The 12,586-nt window shown below is 72.0% G+C and carries 12 protein-coding genes; 6 read left to right on the top strand and 6 right to left on the bottom strand.

Going from position 1 to position 12,586, the window contains the following annotated elements:
- The first annotated feature begins 192 nt into the window (after positions 1-192).
- Positions 193-2,112, top strand: coding sequence for an anthranilate synthase family protein (locus ACWCHM_RS06525; protein WP_454221738.1), 1,920 nt, complete (start codon positions 193-195; stop codon positions 2,110-2,112).
- 77 nt (positions 2,113-2,189) lie between these two features.
- Here ACWCHM_RS06525 and wrbA read toward each other — a convergent pair whose 3' ends face one another.
- Positions 2,190-2,807 carry an NAD(P)H:quinone oxidoreductase gene (wrbA, locus tag ACWCHM_RS06520; protein WP_204959058.1) on the bottom strand — a complete coding sequence of 206 codons (618 nt, stop codon included), beginning with the start codon at positions 2,805-2,807 and terminating at the stop codon, positions 2,190-2,192.
- 86 nt (positions 2,808-2,893) lie between these two features.
- Between wrbA and ACWCHM_RS06515 the strand changes: the two genes are divergently transcribed.
- Together ACWCHM_RS06515 and ACWCHM_RS06510 are read left to right on the top strand one after the other, a co-directional pair.
- Positions 2,894-3,385, top strand: a complete 492-nt coding sequence (locus ACWCHM_RS06515; protein WP_281895960.1) for a GNAT family N-acetyltransferase — start codon at positions 2,894-2,896, stop codon at positions 3,383-3,385.
- 251 nt (positions 3,386-3,636) lie between these two features.
- On the top strand, positions 3,637-4,755 hold the full coding sequence (locus ACWCHM_RS06510; protein WP_372445992.1) for a winged helix DNA-binding domain-containing protein: 1,119 nt from the start codon (positions 3,637-3,639) through the stop codon (positions 4,753-4,755).
- A 693-nt stretch (positions 4,756-5,448) separates the two neighbouring features.
- On the opposite strand, the gene ACWCHM_RS06505 is transcribed toward ACWCHM_RS06510, so the two are convergent.
- From ACWCHM_RS06505 to ACWCHM_RS06490, 4 genes are read right to left on the bottom strand one after another with little or no spacing between them, the layout of a single operon-like run.
- Complete coding sequence (locus ACWCHM_RS06505) at positions 5,449-6,654, bottom strand: ABC transporter ATP-binding protein (protein WP_281895959.1); 1,206 nt, start codon at positions 6,652-6,654, stop codon at positions 5,449-5,451.
- An 8-nt stretch (positions 6,655-6,662) separates the two neighbouring features.
- Positions 6,663-7,496, bottom strand: a complete 834-nt coding sequence (locus tag ACWCHM_RS06500; RefSeq protein WP_454221737.1) for a carbohydrate ABC transporter permease — start codon at positions 7,494-7,496, stop codon at positions 6,663-6,665.
- 1 nt (position 7,497) lies between these two features.
- The gene (locus tag ACWCHM_RS06495) at positions 7,498-8,397 is read right to left on the bottom strand and encodes a carbohydrate ABC transporter permease (protein WP_067308257.1); all 900 of its coding nucleotides are present in this window, start codon (positions 8,395-8,397) and stop codon (positions 7,498-7,500) included.
- Entirely contained in the window at positions 8,394-9,683 is a 1,290-nt protein-coding gene (locus tag ACWCHM_RS06490; RefSeq protein ID WP_454221736.1) for an ABC transporter substrate-binding protein, read from the bottom strand. Before ACWCHM_RS06490 ends, ACWCHM_RS06495 begins: the two co-directional genes overlap by 4 nt.
- A gap of 360 nt (positions 9,684-10,043) precedes the next feature.
- Here ACWCHM_RS06490 and ACWCHM_RS06485 point away from each other — a divergent pair, with 360 nt between their 5' ends.
- From ACWCHM_RS06485 to ACWCHM_RS06475, 3 genes are all read left to right on the top strand, one after another.
- Positions 10,044-10,226, top strand: coding sequence for a DUF397 domain-containing protein (locus ACWCHM_RS06485; protein ID WP_204959608.1), 183 nt, complete (start codon positions 10,044-10,046; stop codon positions 10,224-10,226).
- Between the two features lie 446 nt (positions 10,227-10,672).
- A complete protein-coding gene (locus tag ACWCHM_RS06480) occupies positions 10,673-11,104 on the top strand; it encodes a RusA family crossover junction endodeoxyribonuclease (RefSeq protein ID WP_088647574.1) in 432 nt (143 codons plus the stop codon).
- Positions 11,105-11,151: 47 nt separating this feature from the next.
- On the top strand, positions 11,152-11,427 hold the full coding sequence (locus tag ACWCHM_RS06475) for a hypothetical protein (RefSeq protein ID WP_088647566.1): 276 nt from the start codon (positions 11,152-11,154) through the stop codon (positions 11,425-11,427).
- 79 nt (positions 11,428-11,506) lie between these two features.
- On the opposite strand, the gene ACWCHM_RS06470 is transcribed toward ACWCHM_RS06475, so the two are convergent.
- Positions 11,507-12,211, bottom strand: a complete 705-nt coding sequence (locus ACWCHM_RS06470; protein WP_281895944.1) for a L,D-transpeptidase family protein — start codon at positions 12,209-12,211, stop codon at positions 11,507-11,509.
- Between the last annotated feature and the right edge of the window lie 375 nt (positions 12,212-12,586).

Raw genomic sequence — 12,586 nt, 5'->3', positions numbered from 1 at the left:
CGGCACCGACTTCGACACAGGGCCTAGGGTGTCGGTATGCCCGCGCACCTGACCTGCTGGTGGCCCGCCGACCCGGCGGCCATCCCCCGCGCGTAGCTATCCACGCGGCCGCCCGACGAGGCGGCCGACGGTCCTCCCCCGGCACCCGGGGCCGCCCGACGACGAGGCGGCCCGACCCGGAGGAGAAACCCGATGACCCACCTCTACGACCTGCTCGCCGCCGTCGCCGACGGCGTCGACCCGGGCCCGTTCGCCCTGCTGCGCCGCGACGGCGTCGACCACGTGGACCTGTTCACCGGCCCGGTCGACGTCGCCGGGCGGCTGGCCGACCTGCCGCTGCCCGAGGGTGGTCCGGGCCCGCGCACGCTGGCGCTGGTGCCGTACCGGCAGATCGCCGAACGGGGCTTCGCGTGCGTGGACGACGGCGTCCCGCTGGAGTACCTGACCGTCACCGGGCACGCCACGCTGCCCGTGGCCGACCTGCTCGCCGCCCTGCCGGCCGGGCCGGTGGTCTGCGCCGACGCCGCCTTCGACGTCGACGACGACGGGTACGCCCGGATCGTCGAGCGGGTGCTGGCCGAGGAGATCGGTCGGGGGGCGGGGGCGAACTTCGTCATCCACCGCACCCTGCACGCCACCGTGCAGGGTGCCCCGTTGGGTGCCGCGCTGGCCGCGCTGGGCCGGTTGCTGCGCGACGAGCGGGGCGCGTACTGGACGTTCCTGGTGCACACCGGCACCCGGACGCTGGTCGGCGCGAGCCCGGAACGGCACGTCAGCGTCGACGACGGGCTGGTCATGATGAACCCGATCAGCGGCACCTTCCGGCACACCGGGGCCGGCGCCGGGCGGGACGCGCTGCTGCGGTTCCTGCACGACCCGAAGGAGGTCGAGGAGCTGTACATGGTCCTCGACGAGGAACTGAAGATGATGGCCGGCGTGGCCGAGCACGGCGGGCAGGTGGTCGGGCCGTACCTCAAGGAGATGGCACACCTGGCGCACACCGAGTACCTGCTGGCCGGCCGGGGCACCCGCGACGTCCGGGAGGTGCTGCGGGAGACCATGTTCGCCCCCACGGTGACCGGCAGCCCGATGCAGAACGCCTGCCGGGTGATCGCCCGGCACGAACGGACCGGCCGGCGCTACTACTCGGGGGTGCTGGCGCTGCTGGGCCGCGACGCCGAGGGCCGGCAGACGTTGGACGCGCCCATCCTGATCCGGACCGCCGAGATATCCCCCACCGGGCGGCTGCGGGTGCCCGTCGGGGCGACCCTGGTCCGGCACTCCACCGCCGCCGGTGAGGTCGCCGAGACGCACGCCAAGGCCGCCGGGGTGCTCGCCGCGCTGGGGCTGGGCCCGCAGGCGTCGACCGACGGGCCGTACCCGCCGGTGCGGTGGGCCGACGATCCCGAGGTACGGGCGGTGCTCGCCGCCCGCAACACCCCACTGGCCCGGTTCTGGCTCGACCAGCGTGGCCCCGGTGCGGCGGCGCTGCCCGGGGCGGCCGGCCGGCGGGCGCTGGTGGTCGACGGGGAGGACACGTTCACCGGGATGCTCGCCCACCAGTTGCGTGCCCTGGGCCTGACGGTGGACGTGCGGCCCTGGCACGCCCCCGGCCCCGACACCGGGTACGACCTGGTGGTGGTCGGCCCCGGACCGGGCGACCCGGGCGTGGTCGACGACCCGAAGATGGCCGCCCTACGCGGGTTGCTGAGCGGGCGGTTGGCCGCGGGGCTGCCCACCCTGGCGGTGTGCCTGGGCCACCAGTTGCTCAGCGGGCTGCTGGGGTTGACGCTGCACCGCCGCGCCGCGCCCTACCAGGGCCTGCAACGGGAGGTTCCGCTGTTCGGGGTGCCGCGAAGGGTGGGTTTCTACTCGACGTTCACGGCGCGGGCCGACGCCGACCGGATCGGGTCGCCGTACGGGCCGGTGGAGCTGGCCCGGGACCCGGCCGACGGGGCGGTGCACGCGCTGCGCGGGGCGACCTTCGCCGGGGTGCAGTTCCACCCGGAGTCGGTGCTCAGCCGCGACGGCCTGGCGGTGCTGGCCGAGCTGCTGGGTCAACTGCTGACCCGGCCGGCGCTGGCGGCGCACGGCGACCCGGTGGGCGGATAGCGCGGCGGGTGGACGGTGATCGGACGGAACCCCCACCCGTCCGGTCCACCGTCCACCCGCCGGTGCGGACCGGCGACTCAGCCGGCGAGGCCACGCTTCACGGCGGCACCGATGCGGACCGCCCGCTTGGCGGTCAGCGCGGTGGCCGCGAGCGCCACGTGGTCCGGGGCGACCTCGCCGTTGTTGCTGGTGTGCGACGCGCCGTACGGGTTGCCGGCGACGAACTGGCTCGGGTCGGTGTAGCCGGGGGTCACCACCACGCCACCCCAGTGGTAGAAGATCGTGAACAGCGACAGCAGGGTCGACTCCTGGCCGCCGTGCGAGGTGGCGGTGGAGGTGAAGCCGCTGTAGACCTTGTCGGCCAGCGCGCCGTTGGCCCACAGCGGGCCGGTGGTGTCGATGAACTGCTTGAGCTGGGCGGCGATCATGCCGTACCGGGTGGGTGAACCGAAGATGACCACGTCGGCCCAGGCCAGGTCGTCGATCTCGGCCTCCATCACGTCCTGGGTCTCCAGGCGGTGCGCCTGCCAGCCCGCGTTGGAGCGGATCGCCTCGTCGGGCGCCAGCTCCCGTACCTTGCGCAGGCGCACCTCGGCCCCCGCCTCACCGGCGGCCTCGCAGGCCGCCTGCGCCATCTGGTAGGTGATCCCGGTCGCGCTGTAGTAGATGACCGCTACCTTGACCTGGCCGTCCATCGTCTGTGTCCTCCTCGGTTCGGGTCAGCTCCCGCGACTACCCGGTGCTTGCCGGATCAAACATCCGCCTATGGCATGATCCGGACATGCAGCTACGCGCCGCGACCCCGGGGGACTGGCCGGCGATCTGGCCGTTCCTGCGCGAGATCGTGGCGGCCGGCGAGACGTACACCTGGCCGCGCGACGTGGGTGAGGACGACGCCCGCCGGCGCTGGATGGTCGCCCCGCCCGGCCGCACGGTGGTCGCGGTGGACCACGACGCGTCGGTGCTGGGCACGGCGAAGCTGGTCGCCAACCAGGAGGGTCCGGGCGACCATGTGGCGAACGCGAGTTTCATGGTCGCGCCGGCGGCGGCGGGCCGGGGCGTCGGTCGGGCGCTCGGGGCATACGTGCTGGAGCTGGCCCGGCGGGACGGCTACCTGGCGATGCAGTTCAACGCGGTGGTGGCCAGCAACACCCGGGCGGTGGCGCTATGGCGGTCGCTGGGGTTCACGGTGGTCGGCCGGGTGCCCGAGGGGTTCCGCCACCCCGCCCTCGGCCCGGTCGACCTGCTGGTGATGCACCGCCGAATCGACTGACCTGCGGCGGGGCGTCGCGTCCCCCGGTCGGCTGTCGCACCCGGACGGCACCGGCGCGGCTCAAGATTTGCGCAAGTTCCAGCCGGGAACGCTCCCACGGGTGGGCCCGGCGACGATCCTGATGGGCACGGATGCCGGGGATAGCGGAAACCGGTGACCCGGGGGGACCTGCACGGGGGACCGCGCTCCGCCGGTTCGGCAACCGGCGTAGCGCGGTCAGGGGTGTCCGCCGGGTGTCGGTGCCTGCTCCTATGCTGACCGGCGTGGTGGAGCTGACCGGCGACGAGGCGTTGACGTTGCGGATGACCGCGTTGGCCCTGCGGGAGCACCCGGCCGGCCGCCCGTCGGGGGTCGCCGGCGTGGTGGAGTGGTTCGGGGCGATGCAGGCGCAGGACGCGGCGAGCGGCCTGTGGTCGCTGGGGTTGCGACTGCCCGGCCACACCGAGGCCGACGTGCGGGCCGCCCTGGAACGCCGCGAGGCGCTGCGTACCTGGCCGATGCGCGGCACCGTGCACCTGGTGCCCAGCCGGGACGCCCGCTGGATGCTCGACCTCACCGGCGTACGGGCGCTGGCCGGCGCACCGGCCCGGCGGGCCGTGCTGGGGCTGGCCGAGGCCGAGGCCGACCGGGCCGCCGACGTGCTCGGCGCGGCGCTGGCCGGCGGCGGCCGGTTGACCCGCGCGCAGTGCCTGGACACCCTCGCCGCCGCCGGGGTCGACGTCTCCGGTCAACGCGGCTACCACCTGCTCTGGTATGCCAGCCAGCGGGGCGTCACCTGCATCGCCCCGCACGTGGGCACCGAGCAGACCTTCGCGCTGCTCGACGAGTGGGTCCCCGACCCGCACCGGCCCGAGCGGGACGAGGCGCTGGGCATCCTGGCCGGGCGTTACTTCCGCAGCCACGGGCCGACGACCCGGCGCGACTTCACCGGGTGGACGGGGCTGGCCGCCGCCGACACGAAACGGGCCGTCGCGGTCGCCACCGACGCCGGGACGCTGACCACGGTCCGGGTCGACGGGGTGGAGTCGCACCTCGACCCGGCGCTGCTGGACGCGCCCCGGCTGCCGGTGGACGACGTGCACGTGCTGCCCGGCTTCGACGAGTACCTGCTCGGTTTCAAGGACCGCACCCTGATGGTCGAGCCGGCACACCTGAAGGCGGTGATCCCCGGCGGCAACGGCGTCTTCCAGTCCACCGTGGTGCGCGCCGGCCGGGTGGTGGGCACCTGGAAGCGCCGCCTCGCCCGGACCAGGGTCACCGTGACGGTGCAGCCGCTGGTCCCGCTGGACGCGTCGACCCGGCAGCGGGTGGAGGTGGCGCTGGAGGGTTATGCCCGCTTCCTCGGCCTGCCGCTGCACCTCACCTGGTAGGTCCGCACCACCCGCTCCCCAGGCCACCGGCGCTGCCGGCCCGCCGCGTCGCTGGTCCCCCGGTCCCGACATTCCTGAACGGCCTGCCGCATGACGGCGGCGCCCGCATCCGGCGGCACGCCACCTGCGGGGCGGGTGACGGGTGACGGTGGGTCACAGACGGACACCATGCGCCATCAGCGGCTCCATGACCGAGAGTGACCGTCGGTTATCCGCCGCCCTCCGGCCCAGCGCCCCACGGAACACGCGAAATAACCTTTGAGCTGGGATTTTGTCGCAACGCCCCGCCGACCACCACCAACCCCTCGCGGAGACTTTGCTCTGCTGCCGTCGACGCGACAGCTACTCGTCGTGGCTGTCGCGTCGACGGCAGCAGAGCAAAGCGTCCGGAGGTGATGGGGTGCGCCCGGGCATAATGTCACTGTCCGTGTCGATGGGCACGGGTGGGTAACGGGCTGACGGGCGGGCGACGAGACAGGAGGGTGGGCCGGGTCCCGTGGCACGGGCGGGAGGCCGGACAGCTGAGGGGCACCGAGGTAGCGGGCGGCGCGGGGCGGCAGAGCAGCAGGGCGGCGCGGAGCAGCAGGCCACCTGGGCGGCGGAGCAGTAGGGCAGCAGAGCAGGGGGATCGGTGGCCGCACGCCGCCGGGGGTGGGTAAGCGTGTGGCCACCGATCCGGGGTGAAGGGACGGGTCAGTCGCCGAGTGCGCCGGCCGACCGGCCCTCGTGCAGGGTCAGGTTCCGGCCGGAAGCAGGGTCGAACAGGTGGATCTTCTCCAGGTTGAACCAGACCCGCCGGTCCTCGCCCTCCTGCACCGGCGACTCGGCCGACAGCCGGGTCACCAGGTTGCCCCCACCGCCGCTGAAGTCGGCCCCGGCGTCGGCGGCCAACTCCTCCAGCTCGGCGGCGCTGGCCCGCTGCCCCTCGACGGTGAAGTAGACGTACTTGTCGGAACCCATCGACTCGACGATCTCGGCGGGGGCGGTGAACTCCATGCCCCGGGCCCGCGCCTCGTCGTCGATCAGCTCGGCGTCCTCGAAGTGCTCGGGGCGGATGCCGAGGATCAGCTCCCGGGGCGCGTCGGCCCCCTCCAGCTCGCGGCGGATCCGGTCACCGATCGGCACGTCACCCAGGGCGGTGCGCAGCTTCCCGTCCTCGACGGCGGCGTGCAGGAAGTTCATCGACGGCGAGCCGATGAACCCTGCCACGAACAGGTTGCGGGGGTGGTCGTACAGCTCCTGGGGCGGGCCGACCTGCTGGATCGCGCCACCCCGCATGATCACCACACGGTCGCCGAGGGTCATCGCCTCGGTCTGGTCGTGGGTCACGTAGACGGTGGTGGTGCCGAGCTTCTTCTGCAACCGGGACACCACGGTGCGCATCTGCACCCGCAGCTTGGCGTCCAGGTTGGACAGCGGCTCGTCCATCAGGAACGCCTTGGGCTGCCGGACGATGGCCCGGCCCATCGCCACCCGCTGCCGCTGCCCACCGGAGAGGTTGGCCGGCTTGCGGTCCAGCAGCGGGGTCAGCTCCAGCACCTTCGCCGCCTCCTCGACCTTGGCGGTGATGGTCTCCTTGTCGAGTTTGGCCAGCCGCAGCGGGAACGCCATGTTCTCCCGGACGGTCATGTTCGGGTACAGCGCGTACGACTGGAACACCATCGCGATGTCCCGGTCCCGGGGCGCCTTGTCGTTGACCCGTTCCCCGCCGATGCGCAGTTCCCCGGAGCTGATGTCCTCCAGCCCGGCGATCATGTTGAGGGTGGTGGACTTCCCGCAGCCGGACGGGCCGACCAGGATGACGAACTCACCGTCGGCGATCTCCAGGTCGACGTCCTGCACCGCGACGGTGCCGTCGGGGAAGCTCTTGCTCACCTTGTCCAGCACGATGTCAGCCATTTTGTCACCTATCCCTTGACGGCGCCGGAGGTCAGACCGGAGACGATGCGGCGCTGGAAGAAGAGCACGAACGCGATGATCGGAATGGTGATCACCACGGCGGCGGCGCAGATCGCCCCGGTGGGGTCCTCGAACTGCGACTCGCCGGTGAAGAACGACAGCGCCACCGGCACCGTCCGGGCCCGCTCGGTGGAGGTGAGCGTGATGGCGAACAGGAAGTCGTTCCAGCAGAAGATGAAGACCAGGATCGCCGTGGTGAACAGGCCCGGGGCCGCCAGCGGGGCGATGACCCGGCGGAACGCCTGCCCCTGGGTCGCGCCGTCCATCTTCGCCGCCTTCTCCAGGTCCCAGGGGATCTGCTTGAAGAACGCCGACAGCGTGTAGATCGCCAGCGGCAGCGCGAAGGTGATGTACGGCAGGATCAGCCCCGGCCAGGTGTCGAAGAGACCGAGCTGCCGTTCGATCTCGAACAGCGGCGACACCAGCGACACCTGCGGAAACATCGCGATCAGCAGGGACACCCCGACCAGCAGGCGCTTGCCGGGGAAGTCCAGCCGGCTGATCGCGTACGCGGCCATCGCGCCGAGGACCACCGCGATGAGGGTGGCGATCAGGGCGATGCCGATGGAGTTGACCAGGGCGCGGACGAACTGGTCGGTGTCGAAGATGGTCTTGTAGTTGTCCGGCGTCCATTCCCGCGGCCAGAACTTGCCGTCGGTGAGGGTGGCCGGGGTCTTGAACGACAGTGAGGCGATCCAGAGCACGGGGACCAGGGCGAACACGACGACGATGACGTCGATCAGGCCCCAGCGCAGCTTCGCCCGGGTGGTGGTGTCGGCCATGTCAGCGCCTCTCCCCGTCGTCGCTGCCCGGGGCAGCGGTGCCGAACAGCTTCACGAAGACGAACGCGATGATCGCCACCGTGATGAAGATCAGCACGGACATCGTGGAGCCGATGCCGAGGTTGAGCCCCCGGATCAGGTTGTTGTAGGCGAGCATCGACACCGACGAGGTCTCGTTGCCGCCGTTGGTGAGCACGAAGATGTTGTCGAAGACCCGGAACGCGTCGAGGGTGCGGAACAGCAGCGCGACCAGGATGGCCGGCTTCATCACCGGCAGCATCACCTTGGTGAACCGCTGCCAGGCCGTCGCGCCGTCGGTGGAGGCCGCCTTGAGCAGGTCCTCCGGGACCAGCGCCAGCCCGGCCATCAGCAGCAGCGCCATGAACGGGGTGGTCTTCCAGATCTCGGCCAGCATGATGATCGCCAGCGAACTGGCCCGTTCGGTCAGCGGGGCGCTGCCGTCGAACAGGTTCGCCAGGTAGCCGGTGCCGGGCGTCCAGGCGTACCGCCAGGAGAACGCGGCGACGACCGTGACGATGCCGTAGGGGATGAGCGCGGCGGTCCGCACGATGCCCCGGCCGACCAGCGTGCGGTGCATGACCAGGGCCAGCCCCATGCCGAGCACCAGCTCCACCGCGACGGTGACCACCGTGATCAGCATGGTCACCCCGAACGCGGTCCACCAGAACTCGTTGCTGAGCACGGTGACGTAGTTCTCCAGCCCGATGAACTCGCGCTGGTCGGGGAAGCGCAGGTCGAAGCGCTGCAACGACAGCCAGACCGAATAGATGATCGGGTACGCGGTGACCAGCACCATGACCAGCGCGGCCGGGGCGCAGAGCAGCCAGCCCAGCTTCCGTTCGGCCTTCTTGTTCTCGCTCAACGGGGCACGCCGGCTCACGGCAGGACCCCCTTGGACTGGAGCGCGTCGGAGATCGCCTCGCGTAGCTCCTTGGCGGTCTGCTCCGGCCGGATCGCCGACGGCGGCGACAGGATCGCCGACATCACCGTGGAGATGCTCTGGTACGCGGGGGTCAGCGGGCGGACCGCCGGCTCCTTCAGCTCCTCCAGGATGGTCTCCTTCATCGGGTACGCCTCATCCATCTCCGGGTCGTCGTAGACCGCCTCGATGGTCGGCGGCACCCCGTCGTTGACCGCGGAGAACTTCTGGTTCTTGGCGTCCCGGATGCACTTCGCGGCCTCGAAGGACTCCGTCGGGTGCTTGGAGTAGGCGCTGACCGCCATGTTGATCCCGCCGATGGTGACCTTGCTGGGGGTGTTCGCGTCGATGCCGGGCACCCGGGCCCACTTGACCTTCTTGGCCAGCTCCGGGTCGGCCTCCTGCAACGCCGGGTAGACGAACGGCCAGTTGACCTGGAACGCTCCGTTGCCGGACTGGAAGTCGAGCCGGACCGGATCCTCGGTGGAGTTGCTGAACGACGGCGACGTCACGCCCGACGTGGCGAACCGCTGGAGCTGGTCGAGGGCCTTGACGGTGCCCTCGTCCATCACGGCCTTCTTGCCGTCGTCGCTGAGGATCTTGCCGCCGGCACTCTCGGCCAGGGTGTTGTAGAGCACCACCAGGCCCTCGTACTGCGCGCCCATGGTGAGCACCCGGTACGGCTTGCCCTGCCCCTTGAGGTCCTTGGCGGCGGTGATCATGTCGTCCCAGGTGGTCGGGGCCTGCGGGACGAGGTCGCTGCGGTACCAGAGCAGTTGCACGTTGGTGTTCTTCGGCGCCCCGTAGAGCTTGTCCTCGTAGCGGGCGGTGTCCAGCGGGCCCGCCAGGGTGCCCTGCTCAACCTCGCTCTTGTCCTGGCCGGTCCACTCGCGGATCCACTTGGCGCTGGCGAACTCCTGGGTCCAGGTGACGTCCAGGCCGAGCACGTCCATCCCGGTGTCCTCGGCGGCCAGCCGGCGGACGAGCTGCACCCGCTGGTCGTCGGCCTGCCGGGGCAGCACCCGGTAGGCGATCTTGTAGCGCCCCTCGGCGCGGGTGTTGCAGTCGTCGACGACCTTCTGCAGGTTCTGCTCCGGCGGGTAGTACAGGTTGATCGTGGGCGTACCACCGCCACCGTCGTCGGCGCCGCACGCGGCCAGCGGCGCGACCAGCGCCAGCGCGGCGGCGGCCGCCCCGGCCCGGAGCACCGGCCGACGCCGGTGTCGGGCCGTTCCGGGGTCCGTCATCGCCCCTCCCCTCTCTTCGGCGAAAACCGGGGAGGTCACCCGCGCCCTGCCATCAGGCCGGTGAAGTGCGGAAACGCGCCGCCCCGGGGTGTTCCGTGGGCCTACACTGCCCGACCTGCGAAGTCATGAAACCTGTCGGTAACCGAAGTCGGGGCGGACGGGCCGGGCCCGCTGCGGGAGCGTCACCGGCGTCCGGGTCGTCCCCGTCCGAGCGGTTTCAGCGCCGGACTCTCGCCTAGGACAGGAAACGTTCGGTCATCCGGGCGACGCTGGCCGGTGGCCGGTTCGCCCCGGACGACGTCGACCGGATCGTGGCGTCCCGGCTCGAACGGCAGGCGAGGAAGTGGCGAAGTCATGGACATGATGACCCCGCAGTGGCGGAAGTCGACCAGGTCCGGCAGCAACGGCGGATCGTGCGTCGAGGTCGCCGACAACCTGCCCGGCCGGGTGCTGGTGCGCGACACCAAGGACCGCGAGGGCGGCACCCTGCACTTCGACCGCACGGCCTGGACCGCGTTCGTCGGCTACGCCAAGCGGCACTGACCAGGTCGGCCGACCCGGCTCCCCCGCACCGCCGGGAGCCTGGTCGGCCCCGGCTCGCCCCGCTCCTGGTCGCCCGCCCCGGCCGGCAAGATCGACTCAGTTGGAGCGGTACAGCGGTATCGCGGTGTGGCGGACACCGCAACATCGACCCCAAGGAGTCGATCAACCGCGCCGCCCCCGTCCCGGCCGGCATCGCGCGGCCCGACCCGCATCGCGCGTCCCGTCGGCTTGTCGACGACTGTCCGGATGGCGGGCGCGGTGGGCTGTCCCGGGCGTGCCGTGTGCACTAGCGTTGATGCACTCACTCCACCAAGCCAGCGCGTCGCCGTCGTAGTCGATACGCCTCCGGCCGACATCAGCCTGCCCGTTCGGTGGGTTCTCCCGCGAACTCCCACTGCGCGCCCCCGCTCCGGGCAGGATCGTCCTCAACGAGGAGGTGCCCCGTGGTGCAGGACACCCGCGCTCTCGCCCTGACGTTCGAGGTGAGCGGCCTGCCACCGGTGAAAACCGAGGCGCTGTCCATCTTCGCCGCCGGCCATCGGCAGGCGACGAGGGTCCGCGCCCTGCTCGAAGCGGCCTGCGCCGCGGCCCAGCAGACCGGCTGGACGCCGCTGGCCGGGCCGGTCGAGGTCGACCTGATCCTGCGGTGCCCACCCGGGCACCGCACCTCCGACGCCAGCACCCTGCTGGGCGGGGTGTGCGCGGTGCTCCAGGACAAGAAGCGGGTGGCGAACATCGGGTTGGCCCACCTCGGGGTCCTGGTCGACGTCGCGCTCTACACCGACGACCGGCAGATCCGCCGGTTGTCGTACCGGGAGGAACCGGCGGAGAACCTCTCGTACCAGGTCCGGGTGGCCGCCGCGCCAGCCGTGGTTTGACCGACGCCCGCGGTGGGGTACCGCGGACGCCGACGAAGGGAGCACCGATGTCGGAGCCACATGTCACGCTCGACCCGCGCGGGCTCGACCCGGTGCAGCAGAAGCTGCGCGGCCCGTTGGAGGATCAGCTGACCTCGGCGCTGCAGGCCGCCACCGACCGGGTCCGCGCCAGTTACGCGGGCGAACCGGTCGAGCAGGTCTGCCAACGGCTGCTCGACGAGACCCGCTCCGGGCTGCACCCGGACATCGCCGCCGGTTTCCGCCCCGACATGGACGAGTTCTGCCGGGTCGCGGTGGCGATCGTCCGCAACGAGATCTCCTGACCCCCCGGCGGGGTCGGCGTCCGCCGGCCCCGCCGCCACCGGAGACATCCGCCCCCGCCGGAGGCCGCACCCCGGTCGGTCAGTAGCGGCCGAGGTTGGCCGCCGGGCAGATCACGATGCGTGGCGCATGCCGTGGGTCCAGCCAGCGCAGCACCGACACCAGGTCGGCGTGGGACAGGCTGACGCAGCCGGCGGTCGGGCCGCCGGCCGGGGTGCTGAACTCGTGCAGGAAGATGCCGCTGCCCGCGTCCGGCACCGGCTTCGCCACGTTCGGCGGCATGTTGTAGGTGATCACCGCGAAGTGGGTGTACGCCGGCACCTCCCGCCACAGCGCCTCGCTGTAGCCGCCGGGGTTCGTGCTGCTGTGCTGGAAGGTGTTGTAGGCCGGCGAGTCGGGGTTCTCGTTCCACCAGTCGTTCGTGACCACCCGGTGGTACGGGAACCGGACGCCCGGGTCGGCGGCGATGCCGTACATGGTGGGGCCGAACGAATACACCCCGGTCGGGGTGGTCGCCACCCCCTCGGTGTGGTGGTCGCTGAAGCCCTTCGCGCCCAGCCGGGCGGGCAGCGGGACGGAGACCGGCACCCAGTGGCCGCCCGCCCGGTGGAACGTCTCCAGGGTGGCGTAGGTGGTCGAATAGCCGGTGCCGGTGACGATGACGACCTGCCGGGTCGCGGCGGGCAGGGTGGTCAACCGGGAGGCCCGGTTCGGTGGCGGGACCGGCCGCTCCCGGCCCGTCGCCGGGTCCGTGTCGCGCCCGTCCGTCCCGGGTGTGGTCTGCATTCCGCCCATGATCGCACCGCCGGCGGTTCTGCGACGCCCCGAGGGCACGACGCCACGCCGCCCGGAGCCGGTACCGAGCCGCCCGGAGCCGGTGTTCAGCCCGGGGGTGGGTGGGGCGGATGGTTGGGTCAGGGTCGGGTCCGCAACTCCCCGACCCTGACCGCCAGCCGTCCGGCCCGGCAGCGGGTCGCGCCGGTGCGGGCGCGACGGGCGGGTCAGGCCGTTGCGTCGGGCCCGGCACGCGGACCAGGCCCGCCGGCACTCAGCTCCCCGGTGCCCCGGTTCCGGACTTCGGCGCGCTCCCGACCACCCCGATCGGTCGTGAACGCCGGCCCAGGTTAGGCAGCCGCCGGAGGGCCGGGCAAGCAGGCCGAC

The sequence above is a fragment of the Micromonospora sp. SCSIO 07396 genome, assembly GCF_053667945.1.
This window is presented reverse-complemented; position numbering and strand designations above follow the sequence as displayed.

Coding starts and splice junctions, on each gene's coding strand:
- ACWCHM_RS06525 (WP_454221738.1), top strand. CDS start 193: ATGACCCACCTCTACGACCTGCTCGCCGCCGTCGCCGACGGCGTCGAC.
- wrbA (WP_204959058.1), bottom strand. CDS start 2,807: ATGGACGGCCAGGTCAAGGTAGCGGTCATCTACTACAGCGCGACCGGG.
- ACWCHM_RS06515 (WP_281895960.1), top strand. CDS start 2,894: ATGCAGCTACGCGCCGCGACCCCGGGGGACTGGCCGGCGATCTGGCCG.
- ACWCHM_RS06510 (WP_372445992.1), top strand. CDS start 3,637: ATGCTGACCGGCGTGGTGGAGCTGACCGGCGACGAGGCGTTGACGTTG.
- ACWCHM_RS06505 (WP_281895959.1), bottom strand. CDS start 6,654: ATGGCTGACATCGTGCTGGACAAGGTGAGCAAGAGCTTCCCCGACGGC.
- ACWCHM_RS06500 (WP_454221737.1), bottom strand. CDS start 7,496: ATGGCCGACACCACCACCCGGGCGAAGCTGCGCTGGGGCCTGATCGAC.
- ACWCHM_RS06490 (WP_454221736.1), bottom strand. CDS start 9,683: ATGACGGACCCCGGAACGGCCCGACACCGGCGTCGGCCGGTGCTCCGG.
- ACWCHM_RS06485 (WP_204959608.1), top strand. CDS start 10,044: ATGATGACCCCGCAGTGGCGGAAGTCGACCAGGTCCGGCAGCAACGGC.
- ACWCHM_RS06475 (WP_088647566.1), top strand. CDS start 11,152: ATGTCGGAGCCACATGTCACGCTCGACCCGCGCGGGCTCGACCCGGTG.
- ACWCHM_RS06470 (WP_281895944.1), bottom strand. CDS start 12,211: ATGCAGACCACACCCGGGACGGACGGGCGCGACACGGACCCGGCGACG.